At 36.1% G+C, this 25,566-nt stretch carries 22 protein-coding genes; 10 read left to right on the forward strand and 12 right to left on the reverse strand.

Features of this window, described 5'->3' with window-relative positions:
• Positions 1-855 carry a hypothetical protein gene (locus tag ACKPCA_RS06515; protein ID WP_321282028.1) on the reverse strand — a complete coding sequence of 285 codons (855 nt, stop codon included), beginning with the start codon at positions 853-855 and terminating at the stop codon, positions 1-3.
• Positions 856-2,067, reverse strand: coding sequence for an MFS transporter (locus ACKPCA_RS06520; protein ID WP_321282030.1), 1,212 nt, complete (start codon positions 2,065-2,067; stop codon positions 856-858).
• An 80-nt stretch (positions 2,068-2,147) separates the two neighbouring features.
• Here ACKPCA_RS06520 and ACKPCA_RS06525 point away from each other — a divergent pair, with 80 nt between their 5' ends.
• Both ACKPCA_RS06525 and ACKPCA_RS06530 read left to right on the forward strand, forming a co-directional pair.
• Positions 2,148-2,663, forward strand: a complete 516-nt coding sequence (locus ACKPCA_RS06525) for a nitroreductase family protein (RefSeq protein ID WP_321282031.1) — start codon at positions 2,148-2,150, stop codon at positions 2,661-2,663.
• A gap of 5 nt (positions 2,664-2,668) precedes the next feature.
• Positions 2,669-3,637: a CobW family GTP-binding protein gene (locus ACKPCA_RS06530; RefSeq protein WP_321282032.1), complete on the forward strand. Its 969-nt coding sequence runs from the start codon at positions 2,669-2,671 to the stop codon at positions 3,635-3,637.
• Between the two features lie 27 nt (positions 3,638-3,664).
• On the opposite strand, the gene ACKPCA_RS06535 is transcribed toward ACKPCA_RS06530, so the two are convergent.
• Entirely contained in the window at positions 3,665-4,369 is a 705-nt protein-coding gene (locus tag ACKPCA_RS06535) for a Crp/Fnr family transcriptional regulator (RefSeq protein ID WP_054721289.1), read from the reverse strand.
• 283 nt (positions 4,370-4,652) lie between these two features.
• Here ACKPCA_RS06535 and ACKPCA_RS06540 point away from each other — a divergent pair, with 283 nt between their 5' ends.
• The 8 genes from ACKPCA_RS06540 to ACKPCA_RS06575 all read left to right on the forward strand — a co-directional run bounded on the left by ACKPCA_RS06540 (position 4,653) and on the right by ACKPCA_RS06575 (position 11,379).
• A complete protein-coding gene (locus ACKPCA_RS06540; RefSeq protein ID WP_054721287.1) occupies positions 4,653-5,024 on the forward strand; it encodes a hypothetical protein in 372 nt (123 codons plus the stop codon).
• 12 nt (positions 5,025-5,036) lie between these two features.
• On the forward strand, positions 5,037-5,945 hold the full coding sequence (locus tag ACKPCA_RS06545; RefSeq protein WP_054721285.1) for a DUF5777 family beta-barrel protein: 909 nt from the start codon (positions 5,037-5,039) through the stop codon (positions 5,943-5,945).
• A 25-nt stretch (positions 5,946-5,970) separates the two neighbouring features.
• Positions 5,971-6,375: a c-type cytochrome gene (locus tag ACKPCA_RS06550; RefSeq protein ID WP_321282036.1), complete on the forward strand. Its 405-nt coding sequence runs from the start codon at positions 5,971-5,973 to the stop codon at positions 6,373-6,375.
• Positions 6,376-6,469: 94 nt separating this feature from the next.
• Entirely contained in the window at positions 6,470-7,402 is a 933-nt protein-coding gene (locus ACKPCA_RS06555) for a cytochrome c3 family protein (RefSeq protein ID WP_321282037.1), read from the forward strand.
• A gap of 2 nt (positions 7,403-7,404) precedes the next feature.
• Positions 7,405-8,019 carry a cytochrome b/b6 domain-containing protein gene (locus ACKPCA_RS06560; protein WP_321282039.1) on the forward strand — a complete coding sequence of 205 codons (615 nt, stop codon included), beginning with the start codon at positions 7,405-7,407 and terminating at the stop codon, positions 8,017-8,019.
• A 192-nt stretch (positions 8,020-8,211) separates the two neighbouring features.
• The gene (locus ACKPCA_RS06565) at positions 8,212-8,652 is read left to right on the forward strand and encodes a hypothetical protein (protein ID WP_321282040.1); all 441 of its coding nucleotides are present in this window, start codon (positions 8,212-8,214) and stop codon (positions 8,650-8,652) included.
• Between the two features lie 147 nt (positions 8,653-8,799).
• A complete protein-coding gene (locus ACKPCA_RS06570; RefSeq protein ID WP_321282042.1) occupies positions 8,800-11,025 on the forward strand; it encodes a TonB-dependent receptor in 2,226 nt (741 codons plus the stop codon).
• Between the two features lie 39 nt (positions 11,026-11,064).
• A complete protein-coding gene (locus ACKPCA_RS06575; RefSeq protein WP_321282043.1) occupies positions 11,065-11,379 on the forward strand; it encodes a heavy-metal-associated domain-containing protein in 315 nt (104 codons plus the stop codon).
• Between the two features lie 78 nt (positions 11,380-11,457).
• On the opposite strand, the gene ACKPCA_RS06580 is transcribed toward ACKPCA_RS06575, so the two are convergent.
• From ACKPCA_RS06580 to ACKPCA_RS06620, 9 genes are all read right to left on the reverse strand, one after another.
• On the reverse strand, positions 11,458-12,519 hold the full coding sequence (locus ACKPCA_RS06580; RefSeq protein ID WP_321282044.1) for a hypothetical protein: 1,062 nt from the start codon (positions 12,517-12,519) through the stop codon (positions 11,458-11,460).
• A 467-nt stretch (positions 12,520-12,986) separates the two neighbouring features.
• Entirely contained in the window at positions 12,987-14,063 is a 1,077-nt protein-coding gene (gene buk / locus ACKPCA_RS06585) for a butyrate kinase (RefSeq protein ID WP_321282045.1), read from the reverse strand.
• Between the two features lie 70 nt (positions 14,064-14,133).
• Positions 14,134-15,282 (reverse strand): acyl-CoA dehydrogenase family protein, encoded by a 1,149-nt coding sequence (locus ACKPCA_RS06590; RefSeq protein WP_321282046.1) that lies wholly within the window; start codon positions 15,280-15,282, stop codon positions 14,134-14,136.
• Positions 15,283-15,419: 137 nt separating this feature from the next.
• Positions 15,420-17,237: an acyclic terpene utilization AtuA family protein gene (locus tag ACKPCA_RS06595; protein ID WP_321282047.1), complete on the reverse strand. Its 1,818-nt coding sequence runs from the start codon at positions 17,235-17,237 to the stop codon at positions 15,420-15,422.
• Positions 17,238-17,321: 84 nt separating this feature from the next.
• Positions 17,322-17,444: a hypothetical protein gene (locus ACKPCA_RS06600; protein WP_262493546.1), complete on the reverse strand. Its 123-nt coding sequence runs from the start codon at positions 17,442-17,444 to the stop codon at positions 17,322-17,324.
• A 213-nt stretch (positions 17,445-17,657) separates the two neighbouring features.
• The gene (locus ACKPCA_RS06605; RefSeq protein ID WP_321282048.1) at positions 17,658-19,637 is read right to left on the reverse strand and encodes an ATP-binding protein; all 1,980 of its coding nucleotides are present in this window, start codon (positions 19,635-19,637) and stop codon (positions 17,658-17,660) included.
• A gap of 47 nt (positions 19,638-19,684) precedes the next feature.
• Positions 19,685-20,485, reverse strand: coding sequence for an enoyl-CoA hydratase-related protein (locus ACKPCA_RS06610; RefSeq protein WP_321282049.1), 801 nt, complete (start codon positions 20,483-20,485; stop codon positions 19,685-19,687).
• Positions 20,486-20,548: 63 nt separating this feature from the next.
• Positions 20,549-22,156: a carboxyl transferase domain-containing protein gene (locus ACKPCA_RS06615; protein ID WP_321282050.1), complete on the reverse strand. Its 1,608-nt coding sequence runs from the start codon at positions 22,154-22,156 to the stop codon at positions 20,549-20,551.
• Between the two features lie 54 nt (positions 22,157-22,210).
• On the reverse strand, positions 22,211-25,561 hold the full coding sequence (locus ACKPCA_RS06620; protein WP_321282051.1) for a methylmalonyl-CoA mutase family protein: 3,351 nt from the start codon (positions 25,559-25,561) through the stop codon (positions 22,211-22,213).
• Positions 25,562-25,566 lie beyond the last annotated feature (5 nt).

Genomic DNA, 25,566 nt, shown 5'->3' on the forward strand with positions numbered 1-25,566 from the left:
CTATTTTTTATCGAATCCTTGGAAGAATTCATCAAGTTTATCGAAATCTTGTTCGCCAATTAATCCTAAAAATTTTGAAAATTCTGGAGTCAATGTATTAAGAGCATCCTTAATTTTAAACATTGCATTGAACTCTGTAATAAATTCAGCCCTCATATCGAAAGCACACACCAAAGTTTCGTAGAAAACACGGAATAAATTTCCTTGACTATATAGAACCTGATCATCTATAGAAATTACTTTCATGAGATTCATCAACAAATCAAGGTTTTTAAGTTCTATAGCTACAGCAAACCCCTTTGTAAAGTTGGCAAATAGCATTTGTAGAGATTCCTTATCATTATATTCCGGAATTGGAACTGGTGTAAACTTGCAGTCATTGAACATAGCCAATGCCTCTTCCCTCTTTCCTGATGTTAGCAGCATAAATGCCTTAACATTTGTCAAACACAAATGATAAAACTCCTGATATTTGTCTTCTGGTAAATCCTGAAAAGCCTGGTCAAGAACCTTTACTCCTTCACTCATGGCATTTACAATCTTTTCATCGCCTCTTTTAAAAGAAAACTCAGCCATAAATTGCAAAGCCCAATTCAATCCATAAATCCATTTTCCGGTTTTAGAACATGACGAATAGCCTTTTCGATATTCCTCCCCAGCCTCACTCAACTCTCCAAACAAAGAAAATGCACCTGCACGTAATTGTAGTATTTCCAAATAGTAAGCTGCATCGTCTTTTAAATTTTCTACTGAATTATCAGCCAAGAATTCTCTGATTAAACTAGGATTCTTCTCCTGAATACCTTTATTATACGATTCAATAAGTGATTGATATATTTCTTTATTCGTCTGCATTTATACTGTTTTTTTTACTTTTATTAATTGAACAAATCCTAAAGAGATTACACTTAACACTGCTCCTGCCAGAAATGGAATATGTGGATCTATCATCCAAAGCATGCCTCCCAAAACAGGAATGACAACAGCTGAAATGTGATTAATGGTAAAACCAACAGCCATTGATGGTGCAATATCTTTTTGATCTCCGGTTTTCTGGAAGTAAGTGTTTATTCCCATTGAAAAACCAAAGAATATATGATCGATGATATATAACCCGGCAACAATCCATGCATTATCGATAAATGCATATCCCAGGAAAACAAATATCAAGCTAACATACTCAGCTGATAACATTTTTCGTTCGCCAAATTTATTTATTCCCTTTGCAATAAAGGGCGAAATAAAATAGGTAATGATATTATTTACAACAAATAAAACTGCTATATCCTGCACTGAATAGCTGTATTTTTCAACAAGCATAAACACTGCAAAAACTACAAAAATCTGCCTTCTCGCACCGCTTAAAAAATTTAGTACATAAAACAGCCAATATCTTTTGCGCAATACCATTCCTTTATTCTGAGGAACAATATTCTTATCTGCAGGTTTCCAAAAAAAGGCCCAAATTCCTAGCGCAAAAACAACGGCTCCTATTAAAATAAAACTCGCTTGAAGTGACATCACATGTGCAATACCAAAAATGAATGCTCCCATACTAACATTTGCCACTGCTGTCCAACTCTTTTGTTTGGCAAACACCATAGGAGAATCCTCAAGAGAGAAATATTGTAGGGTTAAAGATTTGTTGGTAGTCTCAAAATAGTGAAATCCTACCGACATAATTAGCGTAGTAAAAACCAAGCCCCAGAAACTTGGGAAAAAGCCCGTACAAGCAACTCCTACACCAACAAATAAAACTGATATTGCAGAAAGTTTATGTTCTTTAATTACCAAAAGAAGGTAAACCACCAATAAAGCCAAAAAACCGGGGATTTCCCTTACCGATTGAATGATACCAACTTGAAATCCATTAATTCCAACTTCATCAACTGCCAAATTATTAAACAGAGTTCTCCACCCCTGATGCCCAGCTGTTGCGGCAATTACCAACAACATTAAATACTGGTACATGATATTTTTCTTCAAATCTTTGGTCATTCCAAGCTCTCTATAAAAATGAGTGGCAAAGTTACTAAAATGCTTGTTAATTCGAGTATTTCTTGGCACGTAGAATAGATTATTTAAAGTTCTCTTTTCTTCTTTTTAAATAATTCTCAATTTTGTATTCGAATCAAACCTACTATTACATGGATTTAAGAACAATTATAGAAAACCGTTACTCGGTTCGCTCATACCAACAAAAAGAAGTAGAGAAAGAAAAATTGATTAAAATACTTGAAGCAGGTCAGCTTGCTCCTTCAGCTGTCAATAATCAACCTTGGCATTTTATAGTGGTACGTGAACCTAATAATCATGCAAAATTTTCTGAAATCTATCACAGAGATTGGTTTAAAGAAGCTCCTGTATATATTATAGTTTGTGGAGATCATAACACTGCATGGAAAAGAAAGGAAGACGATAAAGATCATACTGATATTGATGCAGCAATTGCTATCGATCACATGACTTTACAAGCTACCGAGTTGGGATTGGGAACATGTTGGATTTGTAATTTCTATGTGGAAAAATGTAGAGAGTTCTTTCAATTGCCAGAACACATTGAACCCATTGCAATCTTGTCATTAGGTTATCCTAGCGATGATAAGATTCCTACCAAAAAGCGTAAATCATTAAACAAGATTGTACATTGGGAAAAGTTTTAAGAAGTATGAGTAAGATACCCGTAACCGTTATCACAGGCTTTTTAGGAGCTGGTAAAACAAGTTTACTCAATAATTTAATTGCCGAATACCCAGATAAAAAGTTTGCGATTATTGAAAATGAATTTGGAGAAGAAAATATTGATTCATCTCTCGTGGAAAATATTCAATCCGAAGATATTTTTGAGCTAAGCAACGGTTGCATCTGCTGCAATTTAAACCAGGAACTTTTTGTTGTGCTTCAAAAATTGGTTCAATCCAAACATAATTTCAATCATTTGCTGATTGAAACTACAGGAATTGCGGATCCTGGAAGTATTTTGGCTTCTTTTGTAAGTGATCCAATTATCAAAAATCAATTCGAACTCGACAGTGTAATTTGTCTTGTGGATGCAAAAAATGCAAGTTCGGATTTGAAAAAAGAAAATGTACTTTCCAAGCAGATCGCTGTTGCTGATATCATTCTTCTTAACAAATTAGACTTAGTTGATGAACAAGAAATAGAGTCAGTTTTAAAGCTGATCAAAGAGAAAAATCAGCATGCCAAAATCATTCAAAGTGAATTTTCTATATCAGGAAACCAGCAGCTTCTTGATCAATTCTCCTACAAACCAGAAAAGATTTATCAACACATCTTGGGTTTAGAAACCAATATGAAAGATAATTCAAATGAAAATAGGCATGGAGTACAAAACATGTTGTTTAGATGTGAAGAGCCATTAGATCAAATGAAAATAGGCATGTGGCTCGATGCTTTTCTTCAATTCAATCATGACACAATTTATCGTGTAAAAGGAATTTTGAATTTAGCAGGTGTAGACAACAGAATTATCCTACAGTCTGTTCATACTCAAATTCAAGCAACAGTTGGGAAAGTCTGGAATCAAGACGAAAAGCGCGAATCAAAAATTGTAATTATTGGAAGGGACTTAAATCAGTCTGTCATTGAAAAAAATCTTTTAGATCTAAAAGCATAAAAAACGAGAGCAAAAGCTCTCGTTTTTTCATCCTGTTTCACTTATTCTTTCTAGTTGTTCTACATTTAAAACATTCAGGTTCTTACCATCCAATTCTATGATTCCTTCATGATGAAACTCCTTTAGTATTCGAATCGCACTATCTTTCGACATTCCAGTTAAATCAGCAATATCCTGTCGTGATAAATGCAGTGAAAACTTATTGCTTTCATATATTTTCTTCGAAAGGTATAAAATTCCATCAGCAATTCTGCCATGCATTTGTTTTTGTGATAGGCTAACCATTTTTTCATAAGAAAAAACACCTTTTTGAGTACATTGAGTTATAAAGTCCTCAGCAAAACTTGGATTTTGCCTAATCATTTTCTTAAATGATCCTATTTCAATAAAACAAGCTGTACAATCATCCAAAGCGGCAATAGAGTAATGGTGCCTATTGTCAAAATACAATGATGCTTGTCCAACAATTTCCCAAGGTTTAATAATCCTAATAATTAATTGTTTTTCTTGAACACCTTCCACATAAAACTTTGCCAATCCAGATGTTAGAATTAACAAATGAGTTGCAGACGTTCCCTGCTTAAAAATAGTTTCTCCAGCTTTAAACTTCACTTCATATCTACTCGTATTAAGCTCTGTAAGTTCAGCTTTAGAAAGAAGCTGAAATAGGGGAATTTTTTTGTTGCAATCAATACAATTCTTACAATTGTCAGTTTTCGTAAATTTTGCCATAATAGGGTTAGAGGGTTAAGGGGTACATACTTTATTTTTCTAAATCAAACATCTAATTAAACAATTCTAGTTGATATGATGTCTTCTAAAGATAGAAAAATAACAGTTATAAGCCTAGTTTTTTATTGACAAATGTCGATTTGTATTAGATAAATTCCTTTTTCTCCTGAAAGATATCTCGCCACCTGAGAATAGCTGCACACTTTGCAAATCTTTACCTTTAGCAGAGAGTGAAAAGCCCTAATTAACTGAAAAAAGTTTATAATCTAAAAATCTTAATACTATGCAAAAGAGCAAATTTGTAAATCTTTTAACGATTTTAGCGACACTGCTCTGCTTTGTCTCTTGTGAGTACGACACTGTTGAGTTTGACGAAGTTGTTATTCCACCGGATCAGGAAGTTTCCTTTAGCAATGACATTGTTCCAATTTTTACATCCAATTGTACTCAATGTCATGATGGAGCTGTAAATCCAGATTTGAGAGCATCTAATGCTTATAATTCTCTTGTAAATGGTGGTTATATTAATACTGAAAACCCTTCTGATAGTGAAATATATACTAAATTGTTAGAAGGATCTCATAGTACAAGAGCATCAGCAAATGAAAAACAGCTGATTCTTGAATGGATAACCAGAGGTGCTAACAACGACTAAAAACTACAGACTATGCGTACAGAATATATTAACAAAAAAGCTAAAAACATTAGCATATTCAAATCTATAACTGGACTGTTTGTTATTTTACTGATTTTAGGAAACTCACTAAATGTAAATGCGCAAACCGATGAATTTGCAAATGAACCAGTAACAGGAACATTTGAATCTGGTTTACTTGCAGAAACTCAAACGGTAGCCACACCATTTGCTGGTGAATTCGAATTACATATCCAACACCGTTTTGGTCTTATTGAAAACGGACTAGAGGATGTTTTTGGAATTTATGCTACTTCGAATATCAGAATGGGTTTAAATTATGGTATTACTGAGAAATTTATGATTGGATATGGTTACACCAAAGAATTTAAATTACAGGAGTTCCATGGTAAATATCGTGTTCTAACTCAAACCGAATCAAATTCCATTCCCGTTTCAGTTGCGGTATATGGAAATTTAGCAATCAACTCTCAAGACAAATCGGTTTTTGGAAATGACTATAAATTCTCGGATAGAATGTCGTACTTTTCTCAACTATTAGTAGCGCACAAATTTAATGACAATTTCTCCTTACAGTTTGGACCAAGTTTTACTCATTTTAATAAAACAGATACATTGGTTGAACATGATAAGATTGCTCTTTCTTTGGCAGGTAGAGCCAAAGTAAGTTCTTCGATGTCATTATTTTTCGAATATGATCAACCTCTAAACATTGATGATATGAGAGAATTTGCTTCAGATGAGAAAGATCCGGAAGCAAATCTATCTTTTGGTATAGAAATTGGTACTAGTACTCACGTATTCCAAGTATTTATGTCGAACTACGAGGGAATTACCCCACAGAGGAATATACTATACAACAAAAATAAAATAGGAGATGGGGATTTTCTAGTCGGCTTCAATATATTGGTTAGATTCTAATATCCCTCATTAAAAACAATTAGTTATGAAAACATTCAAGATTTTTATCTTAGTTGCCATTGCATTAGTAGGCTTTTCTTTTACAATTCAACAAAAAAAGGCAGGCCCTTGGGAAATTCCAGCAGAATACAAAAAAATGGAGAATCCATTGGCAAATGACAAGGCTAGTGTAAATAAAGGTAAAATGGTTTATATGAAGCATTGTCGTTCATGCCATGGTAATACTGGTTTAGGAGATGGTCCAAAAGCTGCAAGATTGAAGCATTTCCCAGGAGATTTTACTTCTGCTGAATTTCAAGCTCATAGCGATGGAGAATTATTTTACAAATCAATAATTGGTAGAGACGAAATGCCAAATTACGAAAAGAAAATTCCTAGTAAAAAAGACCAATGGGCTGTGATAAATTATCTGAGAACATTCAAAAAGTGATGTAATCATCTCAATTATAAAAGGGTATTAAAAATGAATAATACCCTTTTTTAGTCATATCAACCTATCAGCAAAACCCATAAGCCTAATCTTTATGAAATTATCAAAATTAATATTGGGATGTATTTTTTTATTGCTTTCCTACGGCGTACAAGCTCAAGAAGAAACCAATAAAAACAACTCATGCCTTCAATGTCATGCACATCGCACATACAAATACATGAATGAGGATTTTGGTATGGAAATTAAGGAATCCATGTGTTCGAACCGAATAATTGATACCCTAGCCTACCAACAATCGAATCATGGCATGTTTAAATGTACAGACTGTCATTCCCCTGAATATGAAACATTCCCACATGCTGGCAATTTAAGAATGGGATTAATGTATGTATGTAATGATTGCCATGCTGGTGACCCAGAATATGCAAAGTTTCATTTTGAAAAAATAGAAGAAGCCTTCTACGAAAGTATGCATTACAATCGTGCACCAGATGCATTTACTTGCTGGAGTTGTCACAATCCCCATACATATAAAACTCAGGCTCGCGTAGGAGACAAAATTAGTGAGACTGTAAGTTATGACAACAATATTTGTCTATCCTGTCACGCAGATGTAAACAAATTTGAATTGTTAACCGAGAGAGAAAATATCAATATTCTCAAGTCTCATGAATGGCTTCCAAATCAGGAACTTCACTTCAAAAAAGTGAGATGTATTGAATGTCACACACAACTTTCAGATAGTCTTTTGGTTAGTCATGTGGTAATGGCAAAAGATAGTGCAATTAGAGAATGTACCTCATGTCACTCTGAGAACTCTCATCTTATGGCTAGTTTGTATCGTTATAAAAGTCTGGAGTCTAGAAAAGGAGCTGGTTTTTTAAATGCTGTAATTATAAATGAATCATATGTAATTGGAGCAAACCGAAATAAATATCTTAATATTTTAAGTGTAGTTATATTTGGATTAGTACTAATCGGAATTTTCACTCACACTATTTTTCGAATTTTTAAAAGCAAATAACTATGGCAAACGAAAAACTATACTTGTATCCTTTATGGATTAGAATTTGGCATTGGTTAAATGCTACTATTTTTATTGTACTACTGCTTACAGGGATAAGCATGCAGTACTCTAATCCTGAAAATCCACTACTTATATCATTTGAATCATCGGTTCAGCTACATAACATTTGTGGTATTGCTCTTAGTATTAACTATCTCCTATTTGTTTTTGGAAACTTATTTACATCAAATGGAAAGCAATACAAAATGAAAACCAAAGGTTTGTTCAAAAGATTATACGATCAATCTGTATTTTACTTGTTTGGAATGTTTAAAAAGCAAAATCCTCCATTCCCAATTTCAATGGAGAACAAGTTCAACCCCCTACAGCGATTTATTTACTCAACGGCAATGTATATTGGTTTTCCCGTAATAATAGCGAGTGGTATGGCAATGCTCTTCCCCGAAATTATTATTCCTCAAATCTTTGGAGTTAGTGGGATATTAGTTACTGCTTTATTACATGTTGTAATCGGGTTTGTTTTATCATTATTTTTATTCATTCATGTATATGTTTGTACGATTGGAAGTACTGTAATTAGTAATTTTAAAAGTATGATTACTGGCTGGCACTAGATAACTAAAACCAAAAATATCTAAACAGACACTATCAGATTAGTGTCTGTTTTTTTTTGCTATGACTGAATCAATTATCATTATTTTAACAAAAAAAGCAATTCCCTTTCACCCTTTTTTAATCTTTACCTGTCTTAAGGTTGTAAAGGATATTGAAAAAGTATCTATTTTTACATCCGGAAAATGAAAAAAATGCTTCGAAATATAATCACATTGCTTCTTTTAGGATTTTACCTAATAGGATTTTGTGGTGTGCACTTTATAAAGCACAGTTGTTTTTCTTGCGAGCATTCCGAAATTCATTTTACCGTAGATGCTGATTGTATTGACAGTGTCGACTGTAAATGTTGCTGTGATCAACATGATCACGATAAAAAACATCATAAAATTTCAGAGCTTGGTTCTCTTCTTTGCTGTGATTACAATCTGGTTTATCTAAAAACCGATCCTAATACTACTTTAACTGAAACAAGTAAAGCTCCTATAGTCATTGAGACTTTGCTTCTTTTCGAAAATGCATTATACACAGCTTCAAATTCAATTACTACCATTACAAAAAGTGGTTATGTTGATGATTATCCTGATGACTATATTCAAGTTGACAGGTGTAAGTTGTGCACTTTCCTGTGTTGATTCCATAATCATCAAAATTAAAAATACATAATGATGTTCAAAACTATCGTTGTGTAACATTCGCGTGCAATAAATTCTAAACTAATAAAATAGATCAAGTTGTATTGTGTACAATTTGAAGCTGTATTGTATTAATTTATTTTTATCATGAAGATTAAAATAATAACACTAATCCTCTTAATTGTACCCTTTTTGTCAATGGCAAAAAATACTGTTATTAAGGGTAAAATTGTAGAAAAACAAAATTCAGGAGAACAAATTCCTTTAGCGGGAGCATCAGTATTTTGGAAAAACACAAGCGTTGGTACCGCTGCCAATATGGATGGTAATTTCACAATTGATGTATTAAATGATTCAAAAACATTGGTAGTTCAGTTCGTTGGTTATAAAACCAAAGAAATCCATATTGATGATTATAAGAATCAAGACTTATTAATTGAATTAGATCCAAATATTGAATTGAAAGAAGTTATTGTTTCTGAAAGAAAACTTGGAACCATTTTGGATAGAGACAATCCTATTCAATCACAAAGTATAACAGGAGCTGAACTTTGTAAAGCAGCCTGTTGTAATCTTTCGGAAAGCTTCGAAACCAATGCCTCTGTTGATGTCTCTTATGCAGATGCTGCAACGGGTGCTAAGTCGATTAAACTTTTGGGTTTGACAGGAAAATACATTGAAATGATGACAGAAAAGAATCCAAATTTTAAAGGATTAGCTTCTGTTTATGGTATGGTATATGTTCCTGGGCCATGGATGGAATCCATTCAGGTTTCGAAAGGTGTGGGTTCAGTAATCAACGGTTATGAATCAATTACTGGTCAAATTAATATCAATTATCAGAGACCACAAACCGCTCCAAAATTCTATTTAAATACTTTTGCAAACAGCATGGGTATGGCAGAAGTAAACATGATAGCTTCTGCTAAATTATCACCTAAGCTTAGTACGGCCATTTTAACTCATGGACAAGATAATGATAGAGAAATTGATCACAATCATGATCATTTTCTAGATGATCCCATGGTAACTCAGTACAATTTCATTAATCGTTGGAACTGGGACGCTAGTGAATTTTTTAAAGTACAGTTCGGTGCCAAGTTTATTGATGAACAAAGAATTGGTGGTCAAAAAGGATTTAAAAAGGATCAACCCAATGATTTGAACAACGCTTATCGCATTAATATTGATACCAGAAGGTACGAAGCTTTTGCGAAATTTGGTTATATCATGCCAAATGATGATGACAAAAGTGTTGCCTTAATCACAAACTTTGCATCTCATGAGCAAAACTCATTTTATGGTCTAAGAAATTACGATGCAGAACAAAAGTACTTCTATGCAAATCTGCTATTTCAATCATATATCGGTAATTTAAAGCATAAATATACTGCTGGTTTATCCTATGTTTACGATGATTTTAAAGATCATTTAAGTATAGATAACCTTGGAACAGACAGAACTGAAAAAGTTGTTGGTGCTTACATGGAATACACTTGGCTACCAAATGATAACATTACATTACAAACCGGATTACGTTACGATGATCACAATATCTATGGTGGTTTTGTGACTCCCCGTTTGCATTTTAGATATCAATTTGCTCCAAAAACTACAGCACGTTTGGCTGTTGGTAGTGGTAGAAGAACATCAAATCCAATTGCTGAAAACAGCTTTTTATTAGCATCTAGCAGATCTTTGGAAATTGCTGAAGATCTCAAACAAGAAAAAGCATGGAACTTTGGCTTAAGCTTAACTCAATATTTTGATTTATTTGAAAGAGGGTTTACGCTTTCGGCTGATTTTTATAGAACCGTATTCGACAATCAGATCATTACAGATTTAGACAATAGCGTTGATAAAGTAAGATTCTATAATCTTGATGGCAAATCATGGGCAAACAACTATCAGGTTGAATTAAAGTTTGCTCCTATCGACAGATTTGATGTAACAACAGCAATTCGTTTTTCTGATGTAAAAGCTGACATTAATAACCAATTCCAAAAGGTACCATATGTAAATCGATTTAAGGGTTTGATTACAACATCCTATGCTACAAACTTTAACAAATGGCAATTCGATTTCACAACACAGTTTAATGGTGATATGAGAATTCCTTCAACAGGTGCGAATCCTGAACAGTACCAAAGACGCGATAAATCTCCTGTTTATGCATTAATGAATGCTCAGGTCACAAAGAGATTTAAAATTTGGGAAATATATGTGGGAGCTGAAAACATTGGCAACTATACACAAAAGAATCCTATAATTGGTGCTACTGATCCTTTTGGAGAATATTTCGATGCTTCGATGATATGGGGACCAATCCAGGAAAGAAAATTCTATATAGGATTACGATTAACAATTGAATAAACAAACACTAATATATCTAAACCAATAAAAATTAAACAAATGAAGAATTTATCTAAAATTTTCAAAAGTACTCTATTAGTATTAAGCATTGTAATTACATCAACTTTATCTTACGCAGCAAATAACATCGACAAAAAAGTTGAAACCGTTGTTTTCAAAGTAGAAATGGATTGCATGGGATGTGCAGGTAAGATTGAAAAAAATATTCCTTTCGAGAAAGGTGTTAAGAAATTAGATGTTGATTTTAAAGCCCAGAAAGTGACTATTACTTATAAGGCTGACAAAACAAACAAGGAAAACTTAAAGAAAGCTATTGAAAAATTGAAATTTAAGGTTGAGGAAATTAAAGCCTAAGTTCAAGTGATAGAATAAAAATTAAGAGGGTGTCCTACTAATGTAGGACACCCTCTTTTTATATTGATCAAATTTAGATTAAACTCCAGGAGTTGGTTCTAACTGAACCTTTTCAATTGTATTAATAAGCAATGCACGAATATATTTTGGATTATGTGCTCCAAAACTTCTATCTTCTGATAAGCCAACCCAATTAAAGAAAGCACGTGCCTGAACTGTTGGATAAGTACCAGGTACTGGTTCATAGGCTTCATCTGCTTCTACATACTCAAGAACACCTAATCTTAGTAATTCATCACGTAAGATATCTAATTTTGCTGCAATATCAGATCTAACTCCGCCATAGTTGAAATCTTCTTCATTTGCCTCATGACAAGTATTACAAGCTACTAAAGAAGGATTCCATGTATGACCTCCCTCATCTCTGTCATTATCAAAATCAGCCATGTGACATCCTGTACATGAAGCTTGCTTTAAATGGAATGATGATCCTGCTTCAGGATATTCAACAGATCCTTCAATTTCAGCAAAACCAACACCATATACAGAGTTTGCTTGTGCACCATGATGTGGTCCCCAATGCGCGCTTGTAATTGTAAATGTATCTTCACCCGGATTGGTTAGAGCAGGTTCTGCTCTTCTTGATTGGTGACAATTTGCACACAAATTAGAATTTCCATTTAAATCCATAGTTACAGAAGAATCAAAAATAGGATTAACAGGATCTTTTAGCCTTAAAGCGTAATCTCCTGCTCCCATTGTTTCATGTAATCCATGGCAAGTAGCACATTCCCATGCTGTTGGATTAGTTATATCACCTGTCACATCTCCTGTGGTTGCAAATTGCACAAAACCTTGATGAGAGTGACATTCAGCACATGAGGCTCTACCTCCTGCATAATCTACTGCATTCAAACCTGCACTATGAACAGATAAGGAGAACTGTGCTTCAATATTTGTTTTAGTTGTAGTATTATGACAGGCCATACAGGTAGAATTTCCATCTTCCCCGTCAACCCCATCTGTACCATCTGCACCAGCTGGTCCCATTGGTCCTTCCTTAGTACAGCTGACAATTATTAATGAAATTGTAAAAATTCCAACGCCGACAAGTTGAAAAAATAAACGAGCTTTTTTCATAATTCATGAATATAAGGTTAATACTTTTTAGTTTATGATAGAGTGAATAAGAGCCCTACTCTTATCATCAATAAATATAGATGAATGCAAAAAGCTTATCAATAATTGCTTAGCGAGATTTTCACCATAGAATAAAGAGGTTTACTACATTAAAAATACGAGAAATAGGTTATTATAATCGACTTTTATCTTGTGTAAATCGATTTTTATCGCCTTGCATTTAAACACTCATTCATGCTTAAAATTCTTAATGGGAAAAAGAAATTTATTCTAAAATAAACTTTCATGATGATATAAGAATCATCAACAGCAATGAAAGTTTTCGTTATGGTATGATTTTGTGCATGTTGAATTTGAATTCCAAATGATTCTTAACTACCACATGCCAATTGGAGATAATATTGGTATTATTCTTTATAATTTCAAGACTTTCATAAAAAAAGCCGACATGTGTCGGCTCTTTTTATTTAATATTCAAGTATTTCTGTTTCATTTCGAAGAATCATTTTACCATAATAGGAAAGTGCTCCAAGAACCTCTGCTCCTGGCTGGATAGATACAGGCGCAATTTTATCAACACGAGCCCTTATTGCTTTTACAAACTTCTCATCCTTTGCCATACCTCCTGTAATGATTATCGCATCAACAGGTTCATCCTCAAATACTGCATACATTGATGCAATTGATTTAGAAACTTGATATGCCATTGCTGCCAAAACTTCAGTTGCTTTTGTATCGCCTGCATCTCTCATTTTACAGACATCATAACCGCTATAAGTATTAAAATGAGCAAACAATCCACCCTGGCCAGTTTGCTTATTTAATATTTCCTCTAGAGTGTACTTTCCTGAGAAGCATTCCCTAATCACATCGCCCATTGGCAAACTTCCACTACGGATTGGTGAAAATGGTCCATCGCCATCATAAGCCTGGTTAGCATCTATTACTTTTCCTTTTCGGTGAGCTCCAATACTAATTCCCCCTCCCAAGTGTGCTACAATTACATTCATTTCTTCATATTCCTTGTAAACACTCTTGGCATATTTTCGTGCTGCAATTTTTTGATTCAATGCGTGAAAGATAGATTTCTTTTTGAATTCAGGACGCCCTGTAATTCGAGCAATGTCTTCTAGCTCGTCTACTACAACAGGATCAGCGATAAATGCATCAGCATTAGTCAACTCAGATGCAATTGTATTGGCCAAAAGTCCACCAAGATTTACAACATCATCGCCATACTTACAATTTGCCAAATCGTTTACCATGGAATCATTTACTTTGTAAACTCCAGATTTAACCGGCTTAAGCAAACCTCCACGGCCTATAACAACTGCAATATCTTCAACTGCAATATCATTGCTCCTTAGCTCATCCAGAATAATTTTTGCTCGCAAAGCAGCTTGATCAACATAGCGATCGAAACCATTAAAATCTTCAGGTTTATGATTTATTTTCTTAAGAAAAACAGTCGTATTCATCCTATATACAGCAATTCGGGTAAATTGCATTCTAGGATTCAATGCCAGAATTAGTTCTCTACTCATATTGTTGGTATTTTGGGTTAAACAAGCTACAAATGGTTAGGAATTTGCAGCTTGTATTCATTAATTCTTTCTATTCATCCATTATGTATCTTGAAATCACCAATCGTTGAATTTCAGAAGTTCCTTCTCCGATTTGCAACAATCTTTGATCTCTGTAAAAACGTTCTACCGGATATTCTTTCATCAATCCATATCCTCCATGAATTTGAACCGCCTCATCTGCAACTTCCTTGGCGATTTCGGAACAATACAATTTCGACATTGCAGCCTCTTTGGCAAAAGGTTTTCCATTGTCTTTCAGCCAGCATGCTTTGTATAATAGGTTCCTTGCCAATTCAATTTTGGTAGCCATATCAGCTAGCTTAAATGAAATGGATTGGAATTTTGCAATTGGTTTTCCAAATTGCTTTCTTTCCTTCGAATATTGTAAAGCCATTTCGAATGCACCTTGAGCCAATCCTAATCCCATTGCAGCAATAGATAATCTCCCTGAATCCAATGTATTCAACATGATTTTCGATCCCATTCCACGCTCCCCAAGCATATTTTCCTTGGGGATACAACAGGTATCAAAAAACATTTCAGCAGTATCCGAAGCTCTCCACATTAGTTTTCCGTGCATAGCTCTCGATGACCATCCTGGAGTATCCTTTTCTACAATAAAAGTTGAAAACTCCTTTTCATCTCCATTAATAGCCGTAACAGCCTGAACCGTTACTCCAGAACACATCGAAGTAGATCCATTGGTAATAAATATCTTGGAACCGTTAATTTCCCAATTCACACCAATGTCCTTTGCAAAAGTCTTTGATCCACGAGAATCAGATCCTGCATCAGGTTCTGTCAGTCCGAATGCCCACAACTCTTCACCGCTACAAAGCGATGGCAAATACTTCATTTTCTGATCCTCGGTTCCAAACATATACAATGGCCCAATTCCTAAAGAATTATGAGCAGCCAATGTTGCTGCATGAGATCCATCAACTCTTGCTATTTCTTCAACAGCAATGATATAAGAAAGATAATCTGAATCTTGTCCACCATATTTTTCAGGAAGAAACATTCCAAACAATCCCATCTCTCCCATTTTCTTTGTTAATTCAAAAGAAAACTCCTCCTTCTCATCAAGCTCTTTTGCCAATGGCTTAATTTCGCGCTCCGCAAAGTCGCGAACAGCTTTTCTTATGATATTATGTTCCTCGTTTAATTCAAAATTCATTTTCTATGTACTAATTAATAAAAACCAAGTAAAGACTCATAGTTATTTATATTTGTCGTCTTCATTAGTTATATTTTACACTATTTAAGTTAATAACAATTCTTAATTATCCCAATACAATTAGGTACTTTCACAAATTATTTTTGTGATTCAACCTTCATCATTGACGAAAGCAATTTTTCTGGAATCATGATTTCTTGATTCAAAAGGGCCGTTGCAAATGTTTTCCCTTGAGCATCAATCATTAAGGATTTTGTCCCTCCTCCATCAAGCGATTCTTCCAACAGAAAATTTAATGCCAATAAATTATCTATTTCGTATCGATGTATTTTTCCTTTCACCATTCCAAAAAACATTTCGGAAAGTTTTTCTGCAGTCAAATCATGTTTCAAGTATTGATAAATCTCTTCTGAACGAGCTAAAACACCAATATTTACAGTATCACCCTTATCGCCAGAGCGGCCTAAACAGATATCGCGCAAAGCAACCGTTATCAATCGATCTTCCTCCCAAGCTGGATTAATATAGTCGGTATGCTCGCTAGCTTCCTTAAAAGTCAACTCTTCTTCGTAGCCCAAAACCGAACCAATGTCATTAGATTCAATCACTTCACCCTGTTCATTCAGCACATGCACGGTTGATGTGATACATTCTTTAGGAATCAATGTTGGCCAATAAGTAATTACCTGTTGCATTCTGGCTCGTCCGCCCGTTACTGCCACTCCTGGAGGTCCACTCAAAATCAAAGGAGCAATACTCATTGAAAAATCCCTTATTTTAGCCACATCAGTATCGTAAACCGATAATCGAAGTAAGATCTCATTGGGATCAATATGATCGGCCAAATGCTGATGACAGGCATTGTATCCTACAAACTCAGTATTTTTCTTCAAGAAATCGGTATCCAATCGATCCCAGAAAATCTTTTCAAACTCCTGAGCCTTATTCAGCACTCTGCCTCCACTAATCACAATGGAACTTGTAGCTTTATAGCCATCCTCGTAAGCCATTGAAACTTTCAGGTAAGGCGTAGACGGATAACCTTTGGCTCCACTTACCAATACTTTGTTACTTTCCAATTCCTCCAGCTTCAGATGGGTAAAATCGGCTACTACATCAGGACTGATATATTGATCGGGATTGCCCATTTCATACACCAATTGCTCCCGAATGGTGTCTACACTTATTAATCCACCAGTATTCTCATGTTTATAGACAGTAAAATCACCATTCTGTTTCATTTCAACTATTGGGTAACCCATATTATCCCAACGTTCCACTTTTTCCCAATCAGTAAAATTACCTCCTGTCGACTGAGCTCCACACTCAATAATATGACCAGCCACCAAACCTGCAGCCAGTTTATCCCAATCGTTCAGCTCCCAGCCCAATTCATAAATCATTGGCGCCATGGTAACCGAAGTATCGGTAACACGACCTGCTAAAATCAAATCGGCTCCACTTTCTAAAGCTTTTAACAAAGGAGGTACACCCAGGTACACATTTGCACTTTGAATGTTCTGGATAATCGATTCGAAATCATCACCCGAATCCATATTTTTAAAATTGGCTTTCGCCGGATAAAATTCATCTATACGATCAACGATATTGTCGCCATCAACCACCGCAATTTTTAAGGAAACTCCTTTCTTTTCAAGCTCCGATAAAATCTTTCTGGCACATCCAATTGGATTGATACCACCGGCATTGGTAATCATGCGAACACCTTTCGATTTCATCAAATCAGCCACATCTACAATCTGATCGACAAAATCAGTAACATATCCCAAGGCTTCATTCTTTAGCTGCTGTTTTCGAAGAATACTCATGGTAACTTCAGCTAAAAAATCGGATGAGATATAATCTACCTCGCCACCTTCCAGTTGTCTGCGTAATACTCCCAAATCATCTCCCCAGAAACCTCCGGCATTTGCAATTCTGATTTTGGTTTTCATTTTGGTATGTTTTAATATTTAATATTCTATTTTTTATCTATTCGACCGCTTTTAGTCATCCTCTATGTTTATCTTTCTGATTATCTAATCTTTTGAATTCAACTTCAAGTCTACTGAATCAGGTTTCAACTCTGCTGAATTCAATTCCAAGTTCGCTGAATTTAGCTTCATACCGTCTGAATCGAGATCCCAGTCTACTGAATTCATCTTCGAACCTTCTGAATGAATTTTTATGCAGATAGAATTCTTCTTTGTGTCCTATGAATTGAACACCGAGCCTACTGAATCAATCTCTCTGTCTTCTGAATTCTCCTGCCAACGCACTAGACTATTCACAGTGTATCTTGAACCAATCTTTGCTCTTGTAGAATTATTCTCTCTGCTTTTCGAATTATCCTTTTCGTCTTTCGAAGCAAACTTCTAGTTCGCTGATAAACGAATCAGTTCTGTCTCATTCCTTACCTGCTCACCCTCCTCAACAAACACCTTTTCAATTTTTCCTTCGAAAGGTGCCAATATGTTGTTCTCCATCTTCATGGCTTCCACAATAACCAATACCTCTCCCTTTGCAACTAATTGTCCTGCTTTTGCTTTCACTTTCACAATTTTTCCCGGCATTGGTGATAGAATTCTTCCATCCATTGCTCCCGAATTATCATTCGATGATTCACCAGGTTTGGCTTGAACCTCAGACCAACGCTCCAATTGACGAACAATTCCCCTACAACTCACAAAACTCTTGCCTTCTAAATTTTTCGATCGATAAAATCGATATCGAGCACTTTCATATTCAAATGTCATATAATTCTCTTCAATCTGAAGATTCTCCAAACTATAATCGCACTCTCCTATCTTTATTCGGTAAGGATTTTTTTCCAGAATTTCAACATCCAAGCTTTCACCATCCAATACACGAAGCCTTGTTCCATTCATACGCCAATAACCAATCTGGTCCCATACAGAATCAGACTTTTTCGAACACAATTCAAACAAAGCAAAACTGATATGAAACAGGAATGAAGGCACATCTTCTTTTTCCTTTAACATGATTTGATTCAACTCATCAGCATGATACTGGCAAAAATGAGTTGAAATCTTGTTTTGCTTAAATGATTCAGTATTTACAAGTGTATGCAGGTACATGATATTATTTTTGATACCATGTATTTGATAATCATGCAATGCCAAATGCAAACGCTCAATGGCCAAGTCGCGATTTTCATCCCAAACCACCAGTTTGGCAATCATCGGATCAAAATCGGGATGAACTACACAAGGACCTGTTATGGCCGAATCTAATCGTAGCCTGCCTTCAAACAATTTTGGTGCACTGTAAAAACTGATCTCTCCAGGCGAAGGAATGAAATCTTTTTCTGGATCTTCAGCATAAATTCTTGCCTCAATGGCATGTCCTTTCAGTTGCACCTCATCCTGCTTCAATGGCAAGCTTCTACCCGACGCTACCAACAATTGTTGCTCAACCAAATCAATACCTGTAATCATTTCCGTTACCGGATGCTCCACCTGAATTCTGGTATTCATTTCCAGAAAATAGAAGTTCAAGTCCTCATCAACCAGAAACTCTACTGTACCTGCGTTGCTATAATTCATTTTCTGAGCAAGAAGTACGGCAGTTTTGCCCATCTTCTGCCTTAAGCCAGGTGTTAGTGTTGGCGAAGGTGCTTCCTCAATTACTTTCTGGAATCTTCTTTGAATAGAACACTCCCTTTCAAATAAATGAATCACATTCCCATGTTTATCGGCCAACACCTGAACCTCTATATGTCTTGGATTTTCAATATATTTTTCAATCAATACTGCTCCATCACCAAAATAACTTGCTGCTTCACGCGATGTTGATTCCAAGGCTGATTCCATATCCTTAGGCTCATGAACAATGCGCATTCCTTTACCACCACCTCCAGCTGCAGCCTTAATCAATAGTGGAAATTTCAAATTCTTACTTGCCGCCAATAATGTTTGCTGATCGCCAATAACACCTTCCAGAACAGGCACTCCAATGGTTTTGGCAAACTCTCTCGCATTTACCTTGTTCCCCATGAGCTCAATGGCTTTTGCATCAGGACCAACAAAATCGATACCTGAATCTGCACAAAGCTTTGAAAACTCTGCATTCTCAGCCAGGAATCCATAACCGGGATGAATGGCATCCGCTTTTGCTTTGTGAGCCACGTTAACAATTTGTTGTGCGTTCAAATAAGTTTCATGCAAACCAACACCTTTCAAAAGAAAAGCCTCATCGGCCTGCAATACATGTTCGGCATCTCTATCTTGTTCTGAATAAAGCGCTACAGTGTGTATTCCCAGGTTCTTTGCGGTTTTTATCACCCTTAAGGCAATCTCACCACGGTTTGCTATTAATATTCTTTTGTAATACATATTTTATTTTTCTCGTAGAGGCGCACGGCCGTGCGCCTCTACAAATATTAATTGTCCTCTGTCCAATTTGGTTTGCGTTTCTCTAAAAAGGAACTCATTCCTTCTTGTCCTTCTTCCGATTGACGCAAATCCGCTATCATTTTGGCTGTATTCTCCATGGCTTCTTCATGTGTCCATTGATTTTCCACATCATATATCAATTGTTTGCATGTTGAAACAGCAACAGGACCACTTGTTTTTAGCTTGGAAATAAGATCTTCCAACTTTGCTTTTAATTTTTTTTCTCCAAATGACCAGTTGGCCAAGCCTGCTTTTTGCGCCTCTTTTCCATTAAATCGCATCCCCGTTAGCATCAACTCTTTTGATTTGTATTCACCAACACGCTTTATCACGTAGGGAGAAATACAAGCTGGTACAATTCCAATTTTCACCTCGCTTAAAGAGAAAACTGTATTTTTGTGAGCCAATACAAAATCGCAAGCCGCCAGTAGACCATTTGCGCCTCCAATTGCAGCTCCATGAACCATTGCAATGGTTGGAAACTTGCACAAATACACGGCGTTGAAACACATCGACAGCTTGTAACTTTCCAGGTAGTTTTCATCGTAGGAATAATTTGCCACTCCTTTCATCCAGTTCAAGTCGGCACCCGCACAAAATGATTTGCCTATTCCTTGCAGAATTACAACTCGTATTGTATTGTAATCCAATTTTTCTATTTCTTCAAAGCAATCGATAATCTCTGCAATCATACTTTCGTTGAAAGCATTGTGAATATCTGGACGATTCAAACTAATCGTTCCGATTTTATTATCGATGCTAAATTCTATGGTTTGATATTGTTTCATTGTTTTAATGATTGAATTCATGTGTAAATGAGTTAATGAAGATCATAACAACCTGTTTTTAATCTACATCCTAAATACTCCAAAATCTGGTTCTCCAAAATCTTTGTTCAAAGATGCTGCAATTCCCATGGCAAGCACCTTTCGCGTATCTGCCGGATCGATAATTCCATCATCCCACAACCTTGAAGTACTGAAATATGCCGATCCTTCTTCCTCATATTTCTTTAGAATCTTTTCACGCAAGGTGATTCTTTCTTCATCATCAAATACTTTCCCTTGTTTCCTCAGCTGTTGTTCTTTCACCTGTACCAATACTCCAGCCGCTTGTTCACCTCCCATTACTGATATTTTCGCATTTGGCCACATGAATAACAAGCGAGGTTCGTACGCACGACCAGCCATGGCATAATTCCCTGCACCAAACGATCCTCCAACTATAACAGTGAACTTCGGAACCTGTGCATTGGCAACTGCATGAACCATTTTGGCTCCATCACGTGCTATTCCTTTGTGTTCATACTCCTTACCAACCATAAAACCTGTGATATTCTGAAGAAATACCAAAGGGATCTTACGGAAGCTGCACAACTCGATAAAATGTGCTGCTTTTAATGAAGTTTCTGAAAAAATGATTCCATTATTAGCGATAATTCCAACAGGATAACCCATAATTTTTGCAAATCCGGTAACAATAGTAGGAGCATAACGTTCTTTAAATTCCTGAAAAGAGCTATCATCAACAATACGTGCGATTAACTCTCTGGCATCTATTGGCTTTTTTAAATCCAGAGGAGCCAATCCATACAAATCTTCGACTGGATATTGTGGTTCCTTAAAATCTTTTCTTTCCAAAGGATATTTCTGCACCTTTGGCATCGATTCAAAAATATCCCTACAAATCTGAATGGCATGTCGATCGTTTTCTGCCAAATGATCAGCAACACCAGAAATAGAGGTATGAATTTCAGCACCACCCAATTCCTCTGCACTTACTTCCTCACCGGTTGCAGCTTTTACCAATGGTGGCCCTCCAATAAAAATGGTTCCTTGTCCTTTCACAATAATGGTTTCGTCACTCATGGCAGGAACATAAGCTCCTCCTGCAGTACACGATCCCATTACAATGGATATTTGTGGAATACCTTTAGCTGACATTTTAGATTGATTGAAAAAGAATCGACCAAAGTCATATTTGTCGGGAAACACCTTCGACTGCTCTGGAAGAAATACTCCGCCTGAATCAACCATATAGATACATGGCAAATGATTCTCCATGGCGATTTCCTGTGCACGAATGTGTTTTTTAATGGTTTCTTTAATGTAAGTTCCGCCTTTTACCGTAGCATCATTGGCTACAATCACGCATTCACGTGCATGAACTATTCCAATTCCTGTAACAATTCCCGCCGAAGGAAACTGATTGTCATATTGATCGCATGCAGCCATTGCAGATAACTCAAGAAAAGGCGTATTCTTATCCAGTAGTAGCTCAATTCTGTCACGAACCAATAATTTCCCTCTCTTCAAATGTCTTTCCCGAGCTTTTTCATCTACTCCATTTATCACAGAGTTTAAGCGATCTCGATACTCAGTCATCAAGAGATTATAAGACTCTTTATTCTTAATAAAGTCTTCGGACTTGGTGTTTATTTTTGATTTTATTGTTTTCAATTTATTATAGATTTATAGTAGAGACGCAAGACCTTTCATCTCTACATATATAATTTACATATTTCGTCTGTATTGGCCGCCCACTTCGTACAAGGCATTGGTAATCTGCCCTAGTGTGCAATATTTACATACCTCCATTAATTCAGCAAAAATATTCTCATTCTTTAATGCAGTCTCTTTTAACTTACTTAAAGCCAATTCTGCTTGCTCTTTATGATTCTCCTGAATCATTTCCTTGAATTTCACCTGATTTTCTTTCTCAGATTTATCTGAACGAATCACTTCTTTTGGCTGAACAGTTGGTGAACCTTCAGAGCTTAAGAAGGTGTTTACACCAATAATTGGTAGCTTTCCATTGTGTTTCAAACTCTCATAATGCAAGGATTCCGATTGAATTTTACTTCGCTGATACATGGTTTCCATGGCTCCTAAAACTCCACCTCTCTCAGTAAGTCGATCAAATTCCATCATCACTGCCTCTTCCACCAATTCTGTTAATTCATCAATAATAAATGCTCCCTGCAATGGATTTTGATTCTTAGCCAATCCCAATTCATTGTTAATGATCAATTGAATGGCCATTGCTCTTCGAACTGATTCTTCAGTTGGAGTCGTTATTGCCTCGTCGTAAGCGTTGGTGTGGAGCGAGTTGCAATTGTCGTAGATACCAGTCAATGCCTGTAATGTTGTACGAATATCGTTAAACTCGATTTCCTGCGCATGCAAAGACCTTCCTGAAGTTTGAATGTGATATTTCAACTTTTGAGAACGCTCGTTGGCCTTGTACAAGTACTTCATGGCTTTAGCCCAAATAATTCGGGCAACACGACCAATTACTGTATATTCTGGGTCCATTCCATTCGAGAAGAAAAAAGACAAGTTGGGCGCAAAATCATCTACATTCATTCCTCTCGAAATGTAGTATTCAACCAAGGTAAATCCGTTTGCCAAGGTAAATGCCAACTGACTAATTGGATTCGCCCCTGCTTCGGCAATGTGATATCCTGAAATCGAAACTGAATAAAAATTCCTAACCTGATTCTGTATGAAATACTCCTGAATATCACCCATCATCTTCAAGGCAAAATCAATAGAGAAAATACAAGTATTTTGGGCCTGATCTTCTTTCAACATATCAGCCTGTACAGTACCACGAACTCTACAAATGGTTTCCGTTTTTATCTTCTCGTAAACCTCTTTTGGAAGCACCTGATCTCCTGTTACCCCAAGTAACATCAATCCTAATCCATTATTGCCTTCCGGCAGATCTCCAATATATTTGACTCTCTCCTTTTCTTTATAGATTTCTTGAATTTTAGCCTCAACCTCATCTTCCAATCCATTTTCAAGAATATATTTCTCACATTGCTGATCAATGGCAACATTCATAAAGTATCCAACTAACATTGGAGCTGGACCATTAATGGTCATGGACACCGAAGTTTTAGGATCTACCAGATCAAAACCTGAATAGAGTTTTTTGGCATCATCCAAGGAAGCAATAGAAACTCCCGAATTCCCCACTTTTCCGTAAATATCTGGTCTAATATCTGGATCTGCTCCATATAAAGTTACAGAATCGAATGCCGTTGATAAGCGAACCGCAGGTTGTCCTTTTGCCAGATAATGGAATCGCTTATTGGTACGTTCCGGAGCGCCTTCGCCAGCAAACATTCTGGTTGGATCTTCTCCTTCCCGCTTAAAAGGAAATACTCCTGCTGCATACGGAAATTCACCAGGAACATTTTCCTTTAAACTCCACTTTACAATATCGCCCCAGCTTTTATAATTGGGCAAAACAATCTTTGGTATTCTGTTGTGAGATAAAGTTTTGATGTGGGTATCCACACAAATTTCCTTGCCTCTTACTTTATATGTAAAAACATCTTCCTTGTATCTTTTTACTTTTTCCTCCCAACCATCAACAATATCCTGATGCTTAAAATCCTTTGCAAGTTTTTCAAACTCTTTCTTGATTGACTTTTGGGCAATCTCATCATCTACCAAATCAGAAGACTTTCTTAAAGCATACAACTGATCAGCAATATCAGCCTGATCTTCAACTTTTCTGTTGTATCTTCTAACAGTCTCTGAAATATCAGATAAGTAACGAATTCTGGAAGGAGGAACAATCTCAATCTTCTTACTTGCCTCCAGTAAAGGCTTTCCGTTTATCTCAAACTGCTTTACTCCCTGTTTGCCAAGAAAATTGATTAAAGCATGGTACAATTCGTTAACCCCATGATCATTAAATTGCGATGCAACAGTTCCAAATACCGGCATTTCTTCGGGATCCTGATCAAAGAGCATGTGATTTCGTTGATATTGCTTTTTTACATCTCTCAATGCATCCTGAGCTCCTTGTTTGTCAAATTTATTGATGGCAACCAAATCTGCAAAATCTAGCATATCAATCTTTTCCAATTGGGTTGCTGCTCCAAATTCCGGCGTCATCACATACAACTTCACATCGCTGTAATCTACAATTTCGGTATCCGACTGCCCAATGCCTGAACTCTCTAAAAAAATACAATCGAAACTAGCCGCTTTCATAATCATCAAGGCATCATCCACATGTTTTGATAAGGCCAAATTTGCTCGTCTTGTTGCCAAAGATCTCAAGTAAACATTGGAATTGTGAATGGCATTCATTCTAATTCTATCTCCCAATAAAGCTCCGCCGCTTTTCTTTCGCGATGGATCAACGGAGAGAATTGCCAATCTCAAATTGGGATAATCAATCTGGAACCTTCTAATCAATTCATCAGTTAAGGATGATTTTCCTGCACCACCTGTTCCTGTTATTCCAACAACCGGAGTGTGATGAATTGTGGCATTATTCTTTAATTTGAGGTACAAATCAGAATCCTGAATCTCATCATGTTCAGCTAAACTAATTAATCTAGCCAATGTATTAACATCAGAAAAATCAATCTTTTCTGTACCACTCAAATTGATACGATTCAAGGCATAATCTGCTTTCTGAAGCACTTCATTTATCATGCCTTGAAGCCCAAGGTTACGACCATCATCCGGAGAATACAGACCTGCAATACCATAGGCTTCCAACTCCTTAATCTCTTCAGGTAGAATTACACCACCACCACCACCAAATATCTGAATGTGTCCTGCATTTTTCTCCTGCAATAAATCATACATATACTTGAAAAACTCAATATGTCCCCCTTGATAAGAGCTGATTGCAATTGCCTGCGCATCTTCCTGAATGGCACAATCCACAATCTCTTCTGCGGAGCGATTGTGTCCTAGATGAATTACTTCGGCACCAGAGGCCTGAATAATTCTACGCATGATGTTAATAGAAGCATCATGTCCATCAAATAAAGAGGTAGCAGTTACTATTCGTACAGCATTTTTCAATTTGTATGTAGCAGGTGTGTTCATGATTC

This window comes from Marinifilum fragile (assembly GCF_963677365.1).
Classification (GTDB): Bacteria; Bacteroidota; Bacteroidia; order Bacteroidales; family Marinifilaceae; genus Marinifilum; species Marinifilum fragile.

Bases quoted from the DNA above. Each gene is read 5' to 3' on its own strand.
- ACKPCA_RS06580 (WP_321282044.1), bottom strand. From the start codon at position 12,519: ATGAAAAAAGCTCGTTTATTTTTTCAACTTGTCGGCGTTGGAATTTTT.
- ACKPCA_RS06530 (WP_321282032.1), top strand. From the start codon at position 2,669: ATGAGTAAGATACCCGTAACCGTTATCACAGGCTTTTTAGGAGCTGGT.
- buk (WP_321282045.1), bottom strand. From the start codon at position 14,063: ATGAGTAGAGAACTAATTCTGGCATTGAATCCTAGAATGCAATTTACC.
- ACKPCA_RS06555 (WP_321282037.1), top strand. From the start codon at position 6,470: ATGAAATTATCAAAATTAATATTGGGATGTATTTTTTTATTGCTTTCC.
- ACKPCA_RS06575 (WP_321282043.1), top strand. From the start codon at position 11,065: ATGAAGAATTTATCTAAAATTTTCAAAAGTACTCTATTAGTATTAAGC.
- ACKPCA_RS06550 (WP_321282036.1), top strand. From the start codon at position 5,971: ATGAAAACATTCAAGATTTTTATCTTAGTTGCCATTGCATTAGTAGGC.
- ACKPCA_RS06545 (WP_054721285.1), top strand. From the start codon at position 5,037: ATGCGTACAGAATATATTAACAAAAAAGCTAAAAACATTAGCATATTC.
- ACKPCA_RS06610 (WP_321282049.1), bottom strand. From the start codon at position 20,485: ATGAAACAATATCAAACCATAGAATTTAGCATCGATAATAAAATCGGA.
- ACKPCA_RS06595 (WP_321282047.1), bottom strand. From the start codon at position 17,237: ATGAAAACCAAAATCAGAATTGCAAATGCCGGAGGTTTCTGGGGAGAT.
- ACKPCA_RS06540 (WP_054721287.1), top strand. From the start codon at position 4,653: ATGCAAAAGAGCAAATTTGTAAATCTTTTAACGATTTTAGCGACACTG.
- ACKPCA_RS06560 (WP_321282039.1), top strand. From the start codon at position 7,405: ATGGCAAACGAAAAACTATACTTGTATCCTTTATGGATTAGAATTTGG.
- ACKPCA_RS06515 (WP_321282028.1), bottom strand. From the start codon at position 855: ATGCAGACGAATAAAGAAATATATCAATCACTTATTGAATCGTATAAT.
- ACKPCA_RS06600 (WP_262493546.1), bottom strand. From the start codon at position 17,444: ATGAATTCAGTAGACTGGGATCTCGATTCAGACGGTATGAAGCTAAAT.
- ACKPCA_RS06535 (WP_054721289.1), bottom strand. From the start codon at position 4,369: ATGGCAAAATTTACGAAAACTGACAATTGTAAGAATTGTATTGATTGC.
- ACKPCA_RS06570 (WP_321282042.1), top strand. From the start codon at position 8,800: ATGAAGATTAAAATAATAACACTAATCCTCTTAATTGTACCCTTTTTG.
- ACKPCA_RS06565 (WP_321282040.1), top strand. From the start codon at position 8,212: ATGCTTCGAAATATAATCACATTGCTTCTTTTAGGATTTTACCTAATA.
- ACKPCA_RS06525 (WP_321282031.1), top strand. From the start codon at position 2,148: ATGGATTTAAGAACAATTATAGAAAACCGTTACTCGGTTCGCTCATAC.
- ACKPCA_RS06590 (WP_321282046.1), bottom strand. From the start codon at position 15,282: ATGAATTTTGAATTAAACGAGGAACATAATATCATAAGAAAAGCTGTT.
- ACKPCA_RS06620 (WP_321282051.1), bottom strand. From the start codon at position 25,561: ATGAACACACCTGCTACATACAAATTGAAAAATGCTGTACGAATAGTA.
- ACKPCA_RS06605 (WP_321282048.1), bottom strand. From the start codon at position 19,637: ATGTATTACAAAAGAATATTAATAGCAAACCGTGGTGAGATTGCCTTA.